19 protein-coding genes are annotated in these 17,910 nt (G+C 62.7%); 15 read left to right on the top strand and 4 right to left on the bottom strand.

Translation table 11 applies throughout. From position 1 onward, the window contains the following. The first annotated feature begins 95 nt into the window (after nt 1–95). Nucleotides 96–575: a Crp/Fnr family transcriptional regulator gene (locus tag XH92_RS28290; protein ID WP_194455044.1), complete on the top strand. Its 480-nt coding sequence runs from the start codon at nt 96–98 to the stop codon at nt 573–575. A gap of 393 nt (nt 576–968) precedes the next feature. Here XH92_RS28290 and XH92_RS28285 read toward each other — a convergent pair whose 3' ends face one another. Beyond that, nucleotides 969–1,142 carry a hypothetical protein gene (locus tag XH92_RS28285; protein ID WP_194455043.1) on the bottom strand — a complete coding sequence of 58 codons (174 nt, stop codon included), beginning with the start codon at nt 1,140–1,142 and terminating at the stop codon, nt 969–971. Nucleotides 1,143–1,605: 463 nt separating this feature from the next. Here XH92_RS28285 and XH92_RS28280 point away from each other — a divergent pair, with 463 nt between their 5' ends. Beyond that, on the top strand, nt 1,606–1,821 hold the full coding sequence (locus XH92_RS28280; protein ID WP_194455042.1) for a hypothetical protein: 216 nt from the start codon (nt 1,606–1,608) through the stop codon (nt 1,819–1,821). Between the two features lie 542 nt (nt 1,822–2,363). Next, nucleotides 2,364–3,656: a c-type cytochrome gene (locus XH92_RS28275; RefSeq protein WP_194455041.1), complete on the top strand. Its 1,293-nt coding sequence runs from the start codon at nt 2,364–2,366 to the stop codon at nt 3,654–3,656. Between the two features lie 25 nt (nt 3,657–3,681). Here XH92_RS28275 and XH92_RS28270 read toward each other — a convergent pair whose 3' ends face one another. Continuing rightward, a complete protein-coding gene (locus XH92_RS28270; RefSeq protein ID WP_246787666.1) occupies nt 3,682–3,990 on the bottom strand; it encodes a hypothetical protein in 309 nt (102 codons plus the stop codon). A gap of 45 nt (nt 3,991–4,035) precedes the next feature. Beyond that, nucleotides 4,036–6,021: a 4Fe-4S binding protein gene (locus tag XH92_RS28265; protein WP_194455040.1), complete on the bottom strand. Its 1,986-nt coding sequence runs from the start codon at nt 6,019–6,021 to the stop codon at nt 4,036–4,038. Nucleotide 6,022: 1 nt separating this feature from the next. On the opposite strand from XH92_RS28265, the gene XH92_RS28260 reads away from it, so the two are divergent. The 10 genes from XH92_RS28260 (at nt 6,023) to XH92_RS28215 (ending at nt 15,380) form a co-directional block, all read left to right on the top strand. Further along, entirely contained in the window at nt 6,023–6,937 is a 915-nt protein-coding gene (locus tag XH92_RS28260) for a biotin/lipoate--protein ligase family protein (RefSeq protein WP_371817829.1), read from the top strand. Further along, a complete protein-coding gene (locus XH92_RS28255) occupies nt 6,934–7,470 on the top strand; it encodes a DUF6505 family protein (protein ID WP_194455039.1) in 537 nt (178 codons plus the stop codon). Before XH92_RS28260 ends, XH92_RS28255 begins: the two co-directional genes overlap by 4 nt. Nucleotides 7,471–7,481: 11 nt before the next feature. Beyond that, nucleotides 7,482–8,489 (top strand): DUF6352 family protein, encoded by a 1,008-nt coding sequence (locus XH92_RS28250; protein ID WP_194461452.1) that lies wholly within the window; start codon nt 7,482–7,484, stop codon nt 8,487–8,489. Continuing rightward, nucleotides 8,486–9,001, top strand: coding sequence for a DUF3305 domain-containing protein (locus XH92_RS28245; protein WP_194455038.1), 516 nt, complete (start codon nt 8,486–8,488; stop codon nt 8,999–9,001). The genes XH92_RS28250 and XH92_RS28245 overlap by 4 nt, the downstream gene beginning before the upstream one ends. Continuing rightward, nucleotides 8,998–9,645 (top strand): DUF3306 domain-containing protein, encoded by a 648-nt coding sequence (locus tag XH92_RS28240; RefSeq protein WP_194455037.1) that lies wholly within the window; start codon nt 8,998–9,000, stop codon nt 9,643–9,645. The genes XH92_RS28245 and XH92_RS28240 overlap by 4 nt, the downstream gene beginning before the upstream one ends. 118 nt (nt 9,646–9,763) lie before the next feature. After that, nucleotides 9,764–10,540, top strand: a complete 777-nt coding sequence (locus tag XH92_RS28235) for a Cro/CI family transcriptional regulator (protein ID WP_194455036.1) — start codon at nt 9,764–9,766, stop codon at nt 10,538–10,540. A 27-nt stretch (nt 10,541–10,567) separates the two neighbouring features. Then, nucleotides 10,568–10,777, top strand: a complete 210-nt coding sequence (locus XH92_RS28230; protein WP_194455035.1) for a twin-arginine translocation signal domain-containing protein — start codon at nt 10,568–10,570, stop codon at nt 10,775–10,777. A gap of 11 nt (nt 10,778–10,788) precedes the next feature. After that, on the top strand, nt 10,789–13,734 hold the full coding sequence (locus XH92_RS28225; RefSeq protein WP_194455034.1) for a formate dehydrogenase subunit alpha: 2,946 nt from the start codon (nt 10,789–10,791) through the stop codon (nt 13,732–13,734). A 13-nt stretch (nt 13,735–13,747) separates the two neighbouring features. Beyond that, entirely contained in the window at nt 13,748–14,344 is a 597-nt protein-coding gene (fdh3B, locus tag XH92_RS28220; RefSeq protein WP_166204147.1) for a formate dehydrogenase FDH3 subunit beta, read from the top strand. A gap of 31 nt (nt 14,345–14,375) precedes the next feature. After that, nucleotides 14,376–15,380 carry a formate dehydrogenase subunit gamma gene (locus XH92_RS28215; protein WP_194455033.1) on the top strand — a complete coding sequence of 335 codons (1,005 nt, stop codon included), beginning with the start codon at nt 14,376–14,378 and terminating at the stop codon, nt 15,378–15,380. Between the two features lie 26 nt (nt 15,381–15,406). On the opposite strand, the gene XH92_RS43675 is transcribed toward XH92_RS28215, so the two are convergent. Then, the gene (locus tag XH92_RS43675) at nt 15,407–15,529 is read right to left on the bottom strand and encodes a hypothetical protein (RefSeq protein ID WP_256437485.1); all 123 of its coding nucleotides are present in this window, start codon (nt 15,527–15,529) and stop codon (nt 15,407–15,409) included. A gap of 588 nt (nt 15,530–16,117) precedes the next feature. On the opposite strand from XH92_RS43675, the gene XH92_RS28210 reads away from it, so the two are divergent. Together XH92_RS28210 and XH92_RS28205 are read left to right on the top strand one after the other, a co-directional pair. Further along, complete coding sequence (locus XH92_RS28210; RefSeq protein WP_194455032.1) at nt 16,118–17,170, top strand: NAD(P)-dependent alcohol dehydrogenase; 1,053 nt, start codon at nt 16,118–16,120, stop codon at nt 17,168–17,170. A gap of 239 nt (nt 17,171–17,409) precedes the next feature. Continuing rightward, entirely contained in the window at nt 17,410–17,586 is a 177-nt protein-coding gene (locus XH92_RS28205) for a hypothetical protein (protein WP_194455031.1), read from the top strand. The last annotated feature ends 324 nt before the right edge of the window (nt 17,587–17,910 follow it).

Genomic DNA, 17,910 nt, shown 5'->3' with positions numbered 1-17,910 from the left:
CTATCCGAGGGTTTCCGATTTATCCGAACGGGCGGACGCTGTAGTCGTTCGGACCTTAGGCTTGCTGCCGCCGGGAGCGGCAGTATAGTGGCGCGATGGCTGCCAGCTCTCCCGAATTGAAAGCCTTCCTGCTCGCGACGCCTTTTTTCGGAGGGCTGTCAGATGCAAGCCTCGATCTTCTGATCTCAATGCTCGTCGAGCGCCGCTTCGACGTCGGCGCGACGATCGTAGCAGAGGGAGAGCCGGGGCGTTCAATGTTTGTTGTTCACTCCGGCGACCTCGTAGTGAGCAAGCTTGGGCATTCGGGACGCCCAATTCGGATGGCAAGTCTTGAACCCGGTGATTTTTTTGGCGAAATGACCCTCATCGAAATGCAAAATCGATCGGCCTCCGTCGCCGCGCAAAGCCCAACCATCCTGTATGAGCTCACGGCTCGGAACCTCTACATGTATTGCAAGGCAGACATCCGCGCGTATGTCCTGGTGATGCAGAATATCAGCCGCGAGCTTTGTCGGAGGCTCCGCCGGGCCGATGATCGAATTGCCGAGCTGTTGGTGCATCAGGCGGAGCAATAGCTTCTTGTCTTGAGAGTCGTTCGAAAGATCAGGCCCGAGAGTCCTGACATTGTTGCGGCGGCCCGACTGACGAGTCCGGTCGTCAGAGCTTGTGCAAAGAACGTTCCGACGCCGAGCAGTATCATTCCCGGGCCGAAGCAGATTCGACAGTCAGGTTTGGTCATTCGTGAAATTTGTCGAGTAAATCCAATTCCTTTCGGACGTAGCGGAGTCGCCGATCTTCTCGATGGCTTTCCGAAGATTGTCCGCCGACACGCAGCAATACTCCAACGCTAGGGCACAAGCCGCGGAGGAGGGCACGGGTGGTTACGTCGGTATCGGCCCTCTAGAGAACCGAACCGAAACGTAACCACTACAGCCATGGGCGTTGGGGCCACAATGTGCCTCGTTGCCTTAGCCGGGCGGAAGGTAACCGCCGGGCTGCAGCTGCTTCACCGTCGCAAGATTCTTGTCGATCGCCGCCAGCAGCTTGTCGAACGCATTTGCAGGAACACTGACCGGGCTGGTCGGCTTGCCTCCCGAAACTACTCCCAGTTCGTCGGCCGACAGTTCACGAATGCTCGTCATCTTCATCTGCCTTCCCTCTGTTGCCGGCGGCTCCATTGCGACCGGTGTGGGAAAGATACGAACTCCAAGCGAGGGTCGCTGTGACGTGCGTCACAATCGACCAAGCCAGCGCCTGCTGGTTTCGCCAGTGAAGCGGCAGAGTGAGTGCCGTACTTGCCGCGCCTCGGGTGTGGCAAAGGTCCGCGGCAGGTAGGGCAGACGACTGCCGGACCATGCTGGACGACCTGGCATCCCGGCTTGCCGCCGAGCGGGCGAAACTGGAAGGACCGACCTCTTCTCGAACTTGGACGTGATGCGGTCAAAGACGAATCACTCAATGAGCAGATCGAAGCCGCGGTTTTCACGCGCTCACCCGAAAATTTCCAGGGCATGTGAGGCGGTTCACATCGTGATGCTGCGGTCAGCACTAATCAGATCACTGCAAACTTCTTCGGGGACAGCTCCAACCGAACGGAGATTTCGCATGAAAGGTCTGGTGGTAGCGGCCGTCGTGGTTTTCGCGTTCGTTACCGTGTTGCTCGGTGTCCCGCGCTCACACTCGGTCCCGACGGTCGGGCAGGCCGGGATCGCAAGCAGTTCGATACTGCAAGAACCGCAAGGCGCCCGCAGTGCAGCCACCTTGCCAGCCGAGGATTTTGACGACCGGTCCCTGGTCTTCCCAAGAGAGACGACGCGCTGAACGGGCCGCTTGTCAGGCGAAGCGGATCGCAGTCGGGATCACGCTCAAGGAGCGCTTCAGAATGAAGCCTGAGCGGGCGACGAACGCCTAGGGGCCCAAGAAGGCTGCTGGAGGAGGGTCGCGGTTTGCGAGGAGACCAAGCGATTCCAATTCGCCTCGATGAAGATCGACCTCCAGGATCGCTAGGAGAAACGTCAGCACGACCGCGACGTAAACGAGCGATGGTGACGCTTGACGAGGCGCATCGCCGTGGAGCGGCGGAATCGAATTGCGGAGCGATCGCCACAGCGAAATGAAATGCAGATACGTTTTAGATCGTATTTGCATGCCGTCATCCCTGACGCTTCAGGTTCAGGATAGGAGCCGGTGACGCTCGGTTCAAGCCGACAAGACGCCATTGCGGCATTGAGTAGCGGAGGGGCTCCCCTCCCGCGGCGCAGCATGGAAACCCAGCAACGGCTCCAGTTGTTGACCCGGCCAAGCGCGCGCAAACTATCTCGCAAGGCAACGGAAACCTGCCGGAGCCGACCCGCGAGCCGCCGATGAACTGGCTCTCAAATTTGTATGTCGTTGCTGCCCTGTGGGCATTTGATTCAACGCCGGCGCGAGGACAACTCGCGGGTCATGGCGGCCCCGTGCGCGCGATCGCGATCTCGAGTGACGGCGACAGTGCGCTGTCAGGCAGCTTCGATACATCGGCAGTTCGATGGTCGCTCAAGATCGAATCCGCGGAACAGGTCCTTCGCTTTCACTCTGATGCGGTGAATGCGGTTGTCTTCCTCAGGGATGGCCGCATGGCGACAGCCGGCGCCGACGCGCGGATCGCGATCTGGACATCCGGCCGGGACCAGCCGGATCAGGTTTTCGAGGGCCATCACGCGCCAATCGTCTCGCTCGCCGTCTCGCCGGACGGAACCAGACTCGCCTCAGCGTCGTGGGATCATATGGTAGGTGTCTGGTCACTCACAGGCGGCGTGCCGCAGATGCTGAAAGGACACACGCAGAACGTCAACGGAGTCGCCTTCTCTGCGGATGGGCAATCGCTGGTCAGCGTCGGCTACGATCGCGAGTTGAGGATTTGGCCGATGGTGGCGGGAGTGCCGGATGTCGTCCTGCTTCCGTCGCCTCTCAATGCCGTGGCAGTCGCGCCCGACGGCGAGATCATTACGGGCGGAGGCGATGGGAAAATGCGGCTTCTGACATCGGATGGTCGTGAGACCGGTGAAGTTCAGGTCGGGTCGACTCCGATCGTCGCGTTGGCGATTTCCTCCGACGGTACGTTGATCGCGGTGACGGCAATTGGTGGAGGGGTTTCCGTTATTGACCGGAAGGCGCGGAGCATCGTGCAATCGCTGGCCGTTCAGGGAGCGCCGATTTGGTCGGTGGCATTCCTGCCCGACAATGCAACGCTGCTGACAGGTGGCGCGGACGGCGGGATCCGGCGCTGGAACGCGCGGACGGGCGATCCCGTCGGCTCGTCGCCGCAGGCTGTGCAGGGCGATCCGCTGGCTTCCTATGCGGGAGATCGTGGCGCGGAGGTGTTCAAGGCGTGTGTTGCGTGTCACACGCTGTCCGCGCGGGAGCCGCCGCGCGCCGGCCCCACCCTCGACGGCCTGTATGGTCGCAGGATTGCGTCGCTGCCGGGATATCGCTTCTCCGACGCGCTGACGAAGCTGGATATCATCTGGACTCCTGAAACGGTGGCAAGACTGTTCGAGCTCGGCCCGAATACCTATACGCCGGGCACAAAAATGCCGGAGCAGCGGATCGGGTCGGTTGAGGACCGCAAGGCACTCACGGGTTTCCTGGGGCGTGCGACATCAGGGCCACGGTAGCGGCCCGTTGCGCGGCGTTAAATTGCTAGAAGCCGGGCCATTTCTCTACCGGGAGGGCCGTTATGTTCGGATACTCCTTGATCAGTCTAACGACGTCGACGTTTGGGTGCTCCTTCAGGGCCTCGGTGACGCAATTGTTCACGTATTTCCGGCGCGCGAGCCATTTGACCTTCTTGCCCTTGGCCTCCGCCTTGCAGGCAACAATCGCCTGCTTCAGGGCGACCTTGTCGGCGTTCGACAGGCGCGCGGCTTCTACGGGCGCCGCGGTCATCGCTGCGCCAAGGGCAACCCCAACGGCGATGAATGCAAAATGAGCTTTGATGAGATGAGACATGGTGCACCTTCCTAAAGCGGGCTGCTCCCCACAATCGAATTGGTTCTAGTTCTTGGTTTCGCGTTCGCGCAGATAATCGTCGGTCGTGCGGGGCGCCGCGCGTTGTGGCACGCCGGAAAACGGGTCGAACTGCTGCTCGCTCATGGTGATCACGCGGCAATCCGCGCACATTCGTACCGTATCGAGCCGCTTGTCCCCGGTGGGATACATCCAGTGCCGGCCCTCGAGCTTCGCCGCGATCTTCTCAATCGTGCTCTTCACGCCAAACGGCTTGTTGCAGCGGATGCAAAGCGCCGGATCTTCCTCCTTGATGATCGTCGCCGGGGCCCTGGCGGCACGGAAGTCGATTTGCGGTATGAGCGTGATCACCTTTTCAGGGCAGGTGCTCTGGCACAATCCGCATTGCACGCAGGCATCTTCGACGAATTTGAGCACCGGGCGTTCGGGATCGTCACGCAGCGCACCGGTCGGGCAGGCCGACACGCACGACAGGCATAAGGTGCATCCCTCCACATTGACGCTGATCGCGCCAAGTGGCGCGCCTTCAGGCAGCGCAATGACGTCGACCGGCGCAGGCGCGCGGCGGTGCAACTCGTGAAGCGCGAGGCGAAGCAATTCGCGCCGCTTGCCGACCGACCGGAACGTCGCAGGATGCGCGACGGTCGGCGCCGGCTCGATCGACCAGAGCGCCTTGCCGAGTGCGTCCGGATCGTCGGTTTCGATTGCGTCGACCCTGTGTCCTTCGAACCTAGGTCCTTCGAACCCAAGTCCGGAGATAATTGCGTCGGCCATCGCGATCGTCTTGAACAGGCCGGCGACGTCATGCCGCGGCTTTGCGCGAAGCAGAAAGCGTATCCCGGCCGCACCATAGGCGAAGGAGGCGACGACGGCCTCGAGTCCAACCTGCGTCACCTCGTTCACCGCGAGCGGCAGCACGCTGGCCGGAAGCCCGTCGCCATGGCGGGCGAGCGCATCGATCAACGCGTTGCCGTGCTGGCCATCATGGAACAGGACGACGGCATTGGCGCCACCGGCTGCGTGATAGGACAAAAGCATCGCGCGCAACTTGTGCAACAGCGCGTCGGCCGGCGGCAGGGCATAGGTTGCCGCACCGGTCGGACAGGCCGCGGCGCATTGGCCGCATCCGGCGCAGACCTCCGCATTGATCCTGACGTGATCGCCATCCGGTGTGATCGCCCCGGTCGGACAGAGGTCGAGGCAGCGATGGCACCCCGTTAGCTTCGACCGCGAATGCACGCAGAGCTCTGCTGTGAAATTGACGTATTGCGGCTTGTCGAAGCTGCCGACGAGATCGCGAGCCCTGAGAACCGCGCGCAGCATCGCGGACGGATCGCCCGGGTCGGCGCGGAGATAACCTTCGCGCAAGTCATGCGCGGGAAAAAGCGGCATCCCGCCGGAAAGATCCAGGATAAGGTCGCAGCGCGACGTCAGGCCGTTGCTCGGAGTCTCGAACAGCAGCGTGTCGCGCGAGGAGGGACGAGGCGCAGCATAGTCGTCGATCAAAAGCTCGAAGACGCCCAGATGTCCCTTGGCGTTGCGAACAGTTCCCCTGACGATCGGGAACGACGTCGTCGCCGGCGGTGCAATCTGCGCCTGCCCCGTGATCATGACCGTCACGTCGAGGTGATCTGCCAGCAGCCTGCCAGCTTCAACCGCGACGTCGTCGCGGCCATAGATCAGGATCACGCCCTCGCTTGACAAGGTGACAAACGGGTAGGCCGGCATCGGCTCGGACGCTGCAGCGAGCAGCCCTGCCATTTTCGGTCCCGCCTGCCGCCCTTCCAGGGACCATCCTGCGGTCTCCCGGATGTTGACGAACTCCATCGGTTCCGGGCGGCCCTCGATCGCATCGGCGAACAGCGGCGCCTCCTGGGTGCAGCCGACGATCATCGGTCCCGCAACCTTCGCCGCATCGCGAAACCGATCCAGTTCGGCCCGGCAGAGGTGTCGGAATTCGGCAACCTCGCTGTTGCGGCATCCTCGCTTGATCGTAGCGGTGTCGAGATGCATCGTGTCTTCGCACGAGCAGATCAGGATCGTCTTCGGCGAATCCGGCATACGCAGCTATTCACCTCCCAACGCCGTCGGGGGACGGGGAGCGGACTCGCGCCGATCCCTTTGCTCGGATAAGCTATTATCACATGGGAAGAAATGGAAGCTGGAGGTCCGTCTGTCGCCGACCGTCCGCACGCGCTCATCGATCTTGGAGCCCGTTGACCTGCCTCCGCCGTTCAGGCTGGTGAGGCTGCGCGAGAGCCGCGACGCCTTCGCCCGTGCGATCGAAATCGCGGAAGAGAGTGGGGCAGGTACGCTGACTTATGTGGGGCGATTCGATCTTGCCGAGTTCGCGGTCGTGCTCGAACCCGGCGAGCCCTTGCGCACCGCGCGCCGCGCCTTCTATGCGGCGATGCTGGCATTGACCGACGCATTGCGCGCCTACGCGCCGCCGAACAAGCAGGTCACTATAGACTGGCCGGATGCCGTTCGTGTCGACGGCGGGCTCGTCGGCGGCGGCCGGCTTGGCTGGCCATCGTCCGCGCAGGAGGATGAGCCGCCGCGCTGGTTGGTGTTCGGCGCCATGATCCGGACGGTTGCGATGACCGATGCGGAGGCGGGCGTCCATCCAATTGCTTCGGCGCTCGACCAGGAGGGTTTCGGCGAGGCCGGCGCGGTTCACATCACGGAAAGCTTCGCGCGGCACCTGATGCTCACGACCGAGACCTGGCAAGTCGATGGTTTCGACGCCGTCGCACGCGAATTCCTCGGCCGGCTGACGGACGAACCGCAGATCTCTCGCACGATCGCCGACAACGGCGATCTTCTGGTGCGCCGGCTTGGAGCAGATGGGACCGAGCGGCGCGATTTGAGGAAATGCCTGCGATCGTCCTCGTGGCTCGATCCAAAGCTCGGAGGGCCGCGCCGGTGAAGCTCTTGCGCACCATTGCGCTCGATCCGTCCGATACGTTCGTCTTCGACGTGCCCGCGGAGCCGGGCGAATGGGCGGTGTCGGGGGCGTTCCGCTTCCTTGACCGGGATTTGGCGCAACTGGACGGTAAGGACCGTTCCGCGTTCCGCAGCGGTTTTCTCGGCGTGCAATCCTGGGGCTGGTCGACGCTGGTGCAGATCGTTCCCGCAACCCCGGACGATCGCCGCGCGCTGGTGGAGCTCGTGGCACAGCGGCTGGTCGAACGGTTCGGTGCGCCGGATCTTGCGACTGCGCTTGTGGCGGCGGAAGAGGAAGTTGCCTTTGCGCAATCGCTCTGTGCCCGTCCGATCAGCACGCTGATTGCCGTCCATCGCGTGGTGCGCGATGGCGAGGTTCGCGAGTCCTTCCGAAGCTTGCGGCTGCGCGAGGGGCAGGGGCACGGCAAGGCGTTCTCGTTCATGGAAGTGGAGGATGACGTCGAGCCCGAAGGTGATCTCGATCTTGCCGACATGAGCAGGGAGCCGCGGCGATGAAAGATTTGGCGATGAAGGATTTCTGGATCGCCTGCGGCCATCATCTGCTCGATCGCAACGCGAGCGGCGGGCTCGTTGTCACGGATGAGTATCTGAAGGCCTATTTCGCGCGCCCCGAGCTGATGCCGCCGGATGACGCCTGCGCGGTCGAGCGTCGCTTGCACCGGCAATTGCTGGCCGATCCGCGCCTTACCGTCGGGGACAAGGAGGTGGCCGCGATCGGCGATGCCGATGCGCGGGAAAATTGGCAGTTCGTGCTGGCATTTCGCGACGTCCTGCTGCGTCATCCGACGCTGGAGGCCGCTTATCTCGCGACGGTTCGCTCAGGTTCGGTCAATCTGCCGCCGCTGTTCATGAACCAGCTGGTGCATGTGATCCTGCGCAATGCGCTTGATCGCTGCGAGGATCCGTTTCAGCTGCGCGCCGCCGAGCTGTTCTTTCGGCCGCAACGGATCTTGCCGCACGAGTATTTGCTGCTCCTGGGCGACGAGGAAATCCTTGGCGGGCGCAGCCCGACGCCGGTGCTCTCGCTGATGTCCATGCTGGGCGCGACCAGCGACACCCAACTCGACGTTCTCAGCGAGGAAAACGCCGACAGCTATTGGCAGCGCAGTGACCAGTTCGATATGGCGCTTGATCTGACCGGCGGAGGGCGGGGGCAGGCCTCGCTGGCCGACGTGATGCGGCGCTGGATCTCGCATCTGCTCGGGACCGATGTGGCAATCGAGCCGTTGACGGAAATGCGCAATACAGACCTCACCTGGTATGTGGGCCTGGATTCCGAGGCGACCCGCATCGGTGACCGGCTTTGGCAGGGCGAATCCCTCGACGACGGCACCGCGGGGCGCGTGCTGGCGCTGTTTCGGCTGAGCTTTGTGGATCCCGGCCTGATCGTTGACATCGCGGGGCGCGCGCCGGCCTATCTGATCCTTGCAATGACGTCCGATCGGGGCGTCCGGATGAAGCCGCAGAACTTGCTGACGGGACTGCCAATCAAGCATCTCGAGGCTGTGACATGAGCCCGGTCGCCGAGCCGCTGGTTCGTATCTCCGTCGGCGTCGTGGTCGAGCGCCGCAGGGCGGATTCGCCGTGGATCGACGTCGTCTGGCGCGGCGTCGCCGTGCTGCCCGACGAGCCGGACATGACGCCGTGGACGGTGATCCGCGAGCAGGATGGCGTGACGCAGTTTTATGCCGGCAGCGCGCCGGTCGATCTCTACCGCTCGGAAACCGATCGCTACCGCGACAATCTCGCCTCCGGTGCGCCCAGCATCTGGGTCGTGTTGAGCCCTGCCGAGGGGGCCTCGCCCTACCTCCTTTCTGCGGTCACGGCGGATCCCGCCGAGGGGGAGGCGTTCACGGGGGCTGGCGCCAATCTGGTCGAAGCAGTACCGATGCCCGAGGCGCTGCGCCGGGCGATTGAAGATTTCATCGCCAAGCACCACGTCGAGAAAGAGTTCTTCAAGCGCGAGCTGAGCCGCGCCGATCCGGAGGCGTTGGCGCAGCGTCGCCACGACGGTGGCCACGAATGAGCAAAGACGACTTTCTGGCGCGTTGGTCGCGACGCAAGCAGGCGGCCAGGGACGGCGATGCTGTACCCGGACCCGCCGAGGCCAAGACGCCAGCGGTGGCCACTTCCGACGTGGAGGAGCCTTGTCCCGCCGAACTGGACTTGTCGCGCCTGCCATCCGTCGACTCGATTGATGCTGCGACCGACGTCTCGGCCTTCCTTCGCAAGGGCATTCCTCTGGAGTTGAGCCGCGCGGCGCTGCGTCGGGCCTGGAGCGCCGATCCTGCCATTCGCGATTTCATTGGGTTGGCGGAAAATGCCTGGGACTTCAACGACCCGTCGGCGATGCCCGGCTTCGGTCCGCTGGACTATTCGGCTGCGCAGGTTGATGCACTCGTCCGCCGCGTTGTCGGGGACCTCGTGCAGGCGGCCGAGAACGCGACCGAGGTGATCGGAGACACGGTCGAAGACGCCATCCAACCGCCTGCTGCTGTCATCGACAATTTGGCGCAACCAAATCCGGTGCGGGCGCACGCGGATCGCCCGTTGCCCGACAAGTCCGCAACCGCAGCACCTTCGCCAAACTGTGCTGCACCGCAACTGCAGGGCGCGAGCGCAGAGACCGCGGTTCGGCGCCGCACGCATGGCGGCGCGCTGCCTCGATAGGGTGCGACCAAATGCTATAGCTATAGGCTATGGGCGTCGATTGACCGCCCTCCGGCACCCGACTAGTCTTTCTTAAGCAAACGCAATCAAGCGCTTGGCCCCTAGGATGGAGGGCGGTGTGCGCGATGCGGGCCTTGAACGTGCCATCGATGTTGCCGGAGGCGTAGCCCAGCTAGCCCGGAAAATCGGTATTGCCCAGCCGTCGGTGTCGAACTGGAACCGGGTGCCGGCGCAACGCGTGATTGCAGTTGAAGTCGCGACAGGCGTCTCGCGAAAGATCCTTCGTCCCGATCTCTATAGCGAGCTTGCGATGTCGGACACGCTTGATCCGATCGAAGCCGGACGCGTGCAGGAATACACACTGCTTGCCACTCTGCTCTCGTCGGCGCCGTCGCAAGCCTTGCTTGAGCAGATCGCGCAGCTGAACGGCGATGCGACGCCGCTCGGGTGCGCTCACGCCGCGCTTGCGGAGGCCGCATCGATTGCAGTCGCGACCGAGGTCGATCGCGAATATTTTGATCTGTTCGTCGGCGTCGGGCGCAGCGAGCTGCTGCCCTACGCGTCCTACTATCTCACCGGGTTCCTCAACGAGCGCCCGCTGTCGCGGCTTCGTGACGATCTGGCCGCGCTCGGTATCGAGCGGATTGAGGGCAATCCAGAACCCGAGGACCATGCGGCGACGCTATGCGAGATCATGGCGGGCCTTGTGGCCGGCCGCTTTCCAGCGTCGCTCACGGCACAGCGCGCCTTCTTCGAGAAGCACGTATCCCGCTGGATCGGACGTTTGTTCGCCGACATGACGAAGGCCGAAAGCGCCAGGTTCTATCGCGCGGTCGGGACGCTCGGATCCGTATTCTTGGAGATTGAGACCGAGGCCTTCAAGTTCGCCAATTGACCAGCTGCCCGCGCAAGGAGAGGTGCAATGAGCGACGAGAAGAAAATGACGGCAGGCCGCCGCGACTTCCTTCGCAAGGTCGGCATCGGCACGCTCGGCGCCGGCGCCACGCTGGCAACCCCCTTGATCGCGCCGGCGCACGCGGACAGCGAGACCGAGGTTGAGAAGCGCAAGGCGCGTTACCGGGAAACCGACCACGTGAAGGCGTATTATCGCGTCAATCGCTATCCGCGCTGAGGGAGGCGGCCATGCTGATCAGGAGAACACCGCGTTCCGATGCCGACCGACGCGGATCCGTCGCGGCCCTCCTGTCCGGGCAGACCGGCGGCCTCGACCGCCGCACCTTCCTGCGTCGGTCCGGTCTTGCCGGCGGCGCGCTTGCTGCGCTCAGCACGCTGCCTATCGGCAGCGTCCGCAAGGCGGAAGCTGCCGCCGCGGGGCCGCTCACCTCGGGAGCGACGGCGCGCAAGAGCATTTGCACGCATTGCTCGGTTGGATGCACTGTTACCGCGGAGGTGCTGAACGGCGTATGGATCGGCCAGGAGCCGAGCTGGGATTCCCCAATCAATCGCGGATCGCATTGTGCCAAGGGCGCCTCGGTGCGCGAGCTTGTGCACAGCGAGCGGCGGCTGCGCTACCCGATGAAGCTCGTGGGCGGACAGTGGACCCGGGTCTCCTGGGAGACCGCGATCAACGAGATCGGCGACAAGCTGCTGGAGGTCCGCGAGAAGTCGGGACCCGATTCCGTCTATTGGCTCGGATCGGCCAAGATGACCAACGAGGGATCCTATCTGTTCCGCAAGCTTGGCGCGTTCTGGGGCACCAACAACACCGACCATCAGGCGCGCATCTGCCATTCGACGACCGTCACCGGCGTGGCCAATACATGGGGCTACGGCGCGATGACCAACAGCTACAACGACATTCGCAATGCCAAGACCCAGATGATCATGGGCGGCAATCCGGCCGAGGCGCATCCGGTCTCGCTGCAGCATCTGCTTGAGGGCAAGGAACTTCAGAAGGCCAACTTCATCGTCATCGACCCGCGTCTGACGCGAACCGCGGCGCACGCGACCGAGTACGTCCGCATGCGGCCAGGCACCGATATTCCGGTGCTCTACGGTATGATGTGGCACATCCTGCAGAACGGCTGGGAGGATAAGGAATTCATTCGGCAGCGCGTCTATGGTTTCGACGATCTTCGCAAGGAAGTCGAAAAATGGAATCCGGAGGAGGTCGAGCGCGTGACCGGCATTCCCGGTGAACAGCTCAAGCGTGTCGCGAAGATGTTCGCGACCGAAAAGCCGTCGACGCTGATCTGGGCAATGGGTCAGACCCAGAAGACGGTCGGCACCGCCAATGTGCGGGCGAGTTGCATCCTGCTCCTGATGACCGGAAATGTCGGCGGACCGGGCATGGGCGCCAACATCTTCCGCGGCCATGACAACGTTCAGGGCGCGACCGACGTCGGGCTCGATATCGTCACGCTGCCGTTCTACTATGGGCTCGCCGAGGGCGCGTGGAAGCACTGGTCGCGCGTTTGGGAAGTCGACTATGACTTCCTGAAGTCGCGCTTCGACTCCAAGCAGATCATGGAAGCGCCCGGCATCCCGCTGACCCGCTGGTTCGAGGCGGTGACGCTGCCGAAAGACGAGGTCGGGCAGAAAGACAATGTGCGGGCGGTGTTCGTGCAGGGGCACGCCTCTAACAGCATCACCCGCATTCCGGAATCCCTGAAGGGTCTGAAGGCGCTCGACCTGCTCGTCGTCGCTGATCCGCATCCGACCACCTGGACCTCGCTCGCGGTGGAGGCCGGACGCAAGGACGGTCTCTACATTCTCCCGGTCGCCACCCAATTCGAGTGCAAGGGATCCCGTGTCGCCTCGAACCGCTCGCTGCAGTGGGGCGAGCAGATCGTGAAGCCGATCTTCGAATCCAAGGACGACCTCGAGATCACCTATCTGCTGGCAAAGAAGTTCGGCTTTGCCGACAAGATGTTCAAGAACATCAAGGTCGAGAATAATCTGCCCGAGGCCGAGGACATCCTGCGCGAAATGAATCGCGGCAGCTGGTCGACCGGCTATTGCGGGCAGTCGCCCGAGCGACTCAAGGCGCATATGAAGAACCAGGCGAAGTTCGACATGCTGACGATGCGGGCGCCGAAGGATGATCCGGAAGTCGGCGGCGATTATTACGGCCTGCCCTGGCCGTGCTGGGGCTCGCCGGAGGTCCGGCATCCGGGCACACCGCTGCTCTACAATACAAATCTCGGCGTGATGGACGGCGGCGGCACGTTCCGGCCGCGCTTTGGCATCGAACGCGAGGAGAAGTTGGCCGACGGCACGACGCGGAAGGTCAGCCTGCTCGCCGACGGTTCCTATTCGAAGGATTCGGAGATCAAGGACGGCTATCCGGAATTCACGCTGGCGAGCCTGAAGAAGCTCGGCTGGGACAAGGATTTGACGGAAGCTGAGATGGCCACGATCAACAGGATCAATCCGGCGACTCCCGACGCGGTGTCGTGGTCGCTCGACCTGTCGGGCGGCATTCAGCGCGTCGCGCTGATGCATGGCTGCGTGCCTTACGGCAACGGCAAGGCGCGCATGAACGCGTTCGGTCTGCCGGACCCCATTCCGGTTCACCGCGAGCCGATCTACACGCCGCGCGTCGATCTGGTCGCGAAATATCCGACGCTGCCGGACGCCAAGCAGTTCCGTATGCCCAACATCGGGTTCTCCGTGCAGAAGGCCGCGGTGGAGAAAGGGATCGCCAAGCAATTCCCGCTCATCCTCTCCTCGGGCCGCCTGGTCGAGTATGAGGGCGGCGGCGAAGAGACGCGAACCAATCCCTGGCTCGCCGAACTCCAGCAGGACATGTTCATCGAGATCAGCCCCGCCGATGCCGCCGATCGCGGCATCAAGGATGGCGGCTGGGTCTGGGTCAGCGGCGCTGAAAACAACTCGCGTGCCAGAATGAAGGCGCTGGTGACCGAACGGGTCGGCAAGGGCGTTGCCTGGATGCCCTTCCACTTCGGCGGCTGGCTCGCAGGCAAGGACCTTCGCGGCAATTACCCAAAGGGGACCGATCCGATCGTGCTTGGCGAAAGCGCCAATACGATCACGACCTACGGCTATGATCCTGCAACCAATATGCAGGAGACCAAGGTCACCCTTTGCCAGATCGTCGCAGCCTAGAGGAGCAACGCACATGGCTCGGATGAAATTCCTCTGCGACGCCGACCGCTGCATCGAGTGCAATGCCTGCGTCACCGCCTGCAAGAACGAGCACGAGGTGCCCTGGGGCATCAACCGGCGCCGCGTCGTCACCATCAACGACGGCAAGCCCGGCGAGCGATCGATCTCCATGGCCTGCATGCACTGCACCGACGCACCCTGCGCGGCGGTCTGCCCGGTGAACTGCTTCTACACCACCGCCGATGGCGTCGTACTTCATTCCAAGGATCTGTGCATTGGCTGCGGCTACTGCTTTTACGCGTGTCCATTCGGCGCGCCGCAATACCCGAAGATCGGCAATTTCGGCTCCCGCGGAAAAATGGACAAGTGCACGTTCTGCGCCGGCGGCCCCGAGGCCGATGGCAGCAAGGAGGAGTACGAGAAGTACGGCGCCAATCGCCTCGCCGAGGGCAAATTGCCGCTCTGCGCCGAGATGTGCTCCACCAAATCGCTGCTCGCCGGCGATGGCGAGATCATTGCCCAGATCTACAAGGAACGTGTGATGAAGCGCGGCTACGGCTCAGGCGCCTGGGGCTGGAAGACCGCCTATCGCGAGACGATCGAATCCTGAAGGCGGGTTCGCGCAAATACCGGAGGAGCTCATGGCGTCTCTTGCAAAGTACGTCCGTCTCGCCCTCGGCGCATGGGCGCTCGCTTTGATGATCACTGCATCGGAGCCGTCCACGGCCCAGCAGGTCAACCCGACTGCCAGCGCGGTGAAGGAGCAACAGCTTCTGCAGGAGCTCGACCGGATCCAGGGACGCGTCAGCATTCCGGATCAGCGGTCAGGCGTGCTGGAGCAGCCGGCGGGTCGCGAGTGGCGGGAATTCCGCAACGTCACCCTGCGCTGGGTCGGCGGAATTGCCATCCTCGGCATGCTCGTGACGCTCGTCGCCTTCTATCTCACCCGCGGCATGGTTCGGCTCCAGGACGGGAGGTCGGGACGCACGATCGTGCGCTTTGGCGCCTTCGAGCGCTTCGTGCACTGGATGACGGCGACCTGCTTCATCATCCTGGCAATCTCCGGACTGAACATCACCTTCGGCCGTCCGCTGCTGTTGCCGCTGATCGGCCACGAAGCATTCTCCGAATGGTCGCAATGGGCGAAATACGCGCATAACTATCTGAGCTTCCCGTTTACCGTCGGAGTGGTGTTGATCTTCCTGATGTGGCTTGGCGGCAATATCCCGAACAAGGCCGATGTGGAGTGGATCAAGCGTGGCGGCGGCATCGTGGGTCACGATCATCCGCCGGCCTATCGCTTCAACGCCGGCCAGAAGGCGGTCTACTGGATCGTCGTCATCGGCGGCGGCGCGGTTGCGATCACCGGATATGAGCTGATGTTCCCGTTCTACCTGTCCGGCATCGAAGGAATGCAAATCGCCCAGGTCGTCCACTCGATCGTGGCGGTGCTGTTCGTCGCGGTGATGCTGGCCCACATCTACATCGGCACCATCGGCATGCAAGGCGCCTTCGAGGCGATGGGCAGCGGCACCGTGGACGTTAATTGGGCGAAGGAGCACCACAGCCTGTGGCTGGAGGACGAGGAGGCGCGCGCCGCGGCCAATGATGGGCGCTCGAAGCCGGCCGCCACGGCAGCGGAGTAGGAGCAACGCCCCAGGAGGCGAGATCGCTAAAGCCGCACGCCCGTCGTTGCAAAGGCCTCTGCGACCGGCTCCTGCACGCGGTCAAGGACCGCGGCGCCTATTCCCGCCACGGCGACGGCGGCCACGCAGGCGAGCAGGAAGGCTCTCATGGCAATCCTCCCAAAGAGGTCGAGTGCAGTGGGAGATAACACAAAATGGGTCGTCAGGGACAGCCCGTTCCCCCGGAGCGTCGAAGCGCTGCATTCCGATCGGCAAGAAGCAATCTCGTTAGATCTCGATAGCTGGAGCTAGCTCAAACTTGCATATGATGGACTGGAGCGAGAGTTCAGTTTTTCAACTGGTTGGATGGCCGCATGTGCGCGACGTGTGCATCGGGAGATCAAGAAAAATCGATAGAGGGAAGGTGTGTTTGGTCGTCTCTACGGTGATGCCGGGTTCGTGAAGCTCTGGATCACTTGGAGACTTGAGCTGCAAGAAGCCGGATCTCGCAGACGTGGAAGCTGGCCATGCTCGCCGCACACGGAGAGCCGGTGCACGGCAGCGAGGGCGGCATTGAGGCAAACCGCAGGCCCTCGACGCGAAAGTTCTTCTCTTCAGTCGGTGGGCAATCGGGGCAAGTTTCGCGACAGTTCCCCGCATCTTGCATCGCGCTGCCATAGCAATTTTGCTGGCACGAAAAATGCTGAGGCGGCTCCGCGACGGCGAACGGAAGGTTCGCTGGGCAGACGGAGGAGAACATGAGAGCCCAAGTATTGAGAGCGTATGACGAGAAGCTGTCCAACGACCGCTGGGTCGTCGAAGAAAACGTACCTGATCCCAGGCTGACGAAGTCAACTGACGTTATCGTCCGAATCGGCGGTGCGGGCGTATGCAGAACTGATCTGCATATCATCGAAGGAGTCTGGAAGCCGCACATGGATCCGTCCGGCGACAAGCTTCTTCCGATCATCATGGGACACGAAAATGCCGGCTGGATCGAGGAGGTCGGCAAGGAAGTCGAGGGACTGAAAAAGGGAGATCCCGTCATCGTTCATCCGAAGATCACGGGAGGGACGTGTCTGGCCTGTCGGCGCGGCTTCGACATGCATGGTCCCGGCACATTTCCTGGTCTGGATTGCAACGGCGGTTATGCAGAATTCCTCTGCACGTCGGAACGGAATATCGTGCCTCTGCCGCGGACGCTTGCACCCAAGGAGGTGGCGCCTTACGCGGATGCGGGCCTCACGGCCTACCGCGCGGTCAAAAAGGCCACGCGCCATCTTTTGCCGGGCGAATTCTGCGTCGTTATCGGCGCGGGCGGATTAGGCCACATCGCGATCCAGTGCCTCAAAGCAATGTGCGCCGCCGATATTGTTGTGGTCGACAAGTCCGACGCGTCGCTGAAGTTGGCCGAAAAGTCAGGCGCGGACCACCTGGTGAAGGCCGACGGCGACGAAGTGGCTGCCGTTCTGGCTCTGACTGCCGGAAACGGCGCGGAAGCGGTCATCGATTTCGTAGGCGAGAAGGGCACGACGTCCAAGGGGCTGGCGATGACCCGTTCGATGGGCAGCTACTACGTTGTCGGCTACGGTGAGGACATCCGCATCCCGACCGTCGACATGGTGATTACCGAGAAGAACATCATCGGCAATCTCGTCGGCACTTGGGCCGAGTTGACGGAGTTGATGGCGCTCGCAGACCGCGGTCTGGTTGAACTGGCGACCGCCGAGTACCGTCTCGCGGACGCAAACAAGGCCTTGCATGATCTCAATGCCGGCAAGATTCATGGACGTGCGGTTTTGATTCCCTGATCCCGAAATTGGTCCACCGCGAGCATCTGCTCGTGGTGGATTTCACGACCCGTCAACCTGAGACGGCGCATTTGCAGATCAGCCGGAAGCGGTCAGTAAACAGACCGCTCATGTTGCATTGCAAACGCCGAAGATGACGAACATCAAGGCCGTTCGTCGCGAGTCTCAATTTGCGTCTTTGTCGCAATTTGCGTCGCGGACGATCGCAAGTCGAGGGGCCCGGTCATCCAGGATCGCCGGTGATCACCTCGTTCAAGCGGTGGTCTGAGGTTCCAGGCGATCTGGCACGGCCGTTGCTCGAACGATGCGCGGGCATCGGCGAAGCACGCATTGACTGCTTCAAAGAAGCGCCGGGCGCCGATTGCAGATTCGTCGTTGCTTCCGAGCGGGCTGAATTGGGGAGCGATCGCCAGTGACATCGTTTCTTCGAATTGAGATGCGCCACGTCAGGTTCATTCTGGTGAATGGCATGACGCTGCGCCCGAGAGCCCTCTGCATGCTTTGCTGTGAGCCAATCGGCGCAAGCTATCTCAAGGAATTCAGCACCGGTCTTTCGTTCTGCGGTCATGACTGTTACGCGGTTTATTGCGACCGCTGGATCTCCAGGGCGGGGCAGACCAAGTGCACCGCGGCTGCGGAGACCTCCCGCTAATGCGCGCGTGTTTGTAGGGAAAGCGCTTCGGCGCGGTGTTTTGGCGCCAAGATACAGACGGTCCAGCAATGTCGCTGCATGCAGTGTG

Origin of the sequence: Bradyrhizobium sp. CCBAU 53421, assembly GCF_015291625.1 — a bacterium.
Taxonomy (GTDB): Bacteria; Pseudomonadota; Alphaproteobacteria; order Rhizobiales; family Xanthobacteraceae; genus Bradyrhizobium.
This window is presented reverse-complemented; position numbering and strand designations above follow the sequence as displayed.

Excerpts from the sequence above, each read along its gene's own strand:
- XH92_RS28275 (WP_194455041.1), top strand. The coding sequence starts at position 2,364 with ATGAACTGGCTCTCAAATTTGTATGTCGTTGCTGCCCTGTGGGCATTT.
- XH92_RS28265 (WP_194455040.1), bottom strand. The coding sequence starts at position 6,021 with ATGCATCTCGACACCGCTACGATCAAGCGAGGATGCCGCAACAGCGAG.
- XH92_RS43675 (WP_256437485.1), bottom strand. The coding sequence starts at position 15,529 with ATGAGAGCCTTCCTGCTCGCCTGCGTGGCCGCCGTCGCCGTGGCGGGA.
- XH92_RS28245 (WP_194455038.1), top strand. The coding sequence starts at position 8,486 with ATGAGCCCGGTCGCCGAGCCGCTGGTTCGTATCTCCGTCGGCGTCGTG.
- XH92_RS28250 (WP_194461452.1), top strand. The coding sequence starts at position 7,482 with ATGAAGGATTTCTGGATCGCCTGCGGCCATCATCTGCTCGATCGCAAC.
- XH92_RS28290 (WP_194455044.1), top strand. The coding sequence starts at position 96 with ATGGCTGCCAGCTCTCCCGAATTGAAAGCCTTCCTGCTCGCGACGCCT.
- XH92_RS28225 (WP_194455034.1), top strand. The coding sequence starts at position 10,789 with ATGCTGATCAGGAGAACACCGCGTTCCGATGCCGACCGACGCGGATCC.
- XH92_RS28285 (WP_194455043.1), bottom strand. The coding sequence starts at position 1,142 with ATGACGAGCATTCGTGAACTGTCGGCCGACGAACTGGGAGTAGTTTCG.
- XH92_RS28210 (WP_194455032.1), top strand. The coding sequence starts at position 16,118 with ATGAGAGCCCAAGTATTGAGAGCGTATGACGAGAAGCTGTCCAACGAC.
- XH92_RS28280 (WP_194455042.1), top strand. The coding sequence starts at position 1,606 with ATGAAAGGTCTGGTGGTAGCGGCCGTCGTGGTTTTCGCGTTCGTTACC.
- fdh3B (WP_166204147.1), top strand. The coding sequence starts at position 13,748 with ATGGCTCGGATGAAATTCCTCTGCGACGCCGACCGCTGCATCGAGTGC.
- XH92_RS28270 (WP_246787666.1), bottom strand. The coding sequence starts at position 3,990 with ATGTCTCATCTCATCAAAGCTCATTTTGCATTCATCGCCGTTGGGGTT.
- XH92_RS28215 (WP_194455033.1), top strand. The coding sequence starts at position 14,376 with ATGGCGTCTCTTGCAAAGTACGTCCGTCTCGCCCTCGGCGCATGGGCG.
- XH92_RS28230 (WP_194455035.1), top strand. The coding sequence starts at position 10,568 with ATGAGCGACGAGAAGAAAATGACGGCAGGCCGCCGCGACTTCCTTCGC.
- XH92_RS28240 (WP_194455037.1), top strand. The coding sequence starts at position 8,998 with ATGAGCAAAGACGACTTTCTGGCGCGTTGGTCGCGACGCAAGCAGGCG.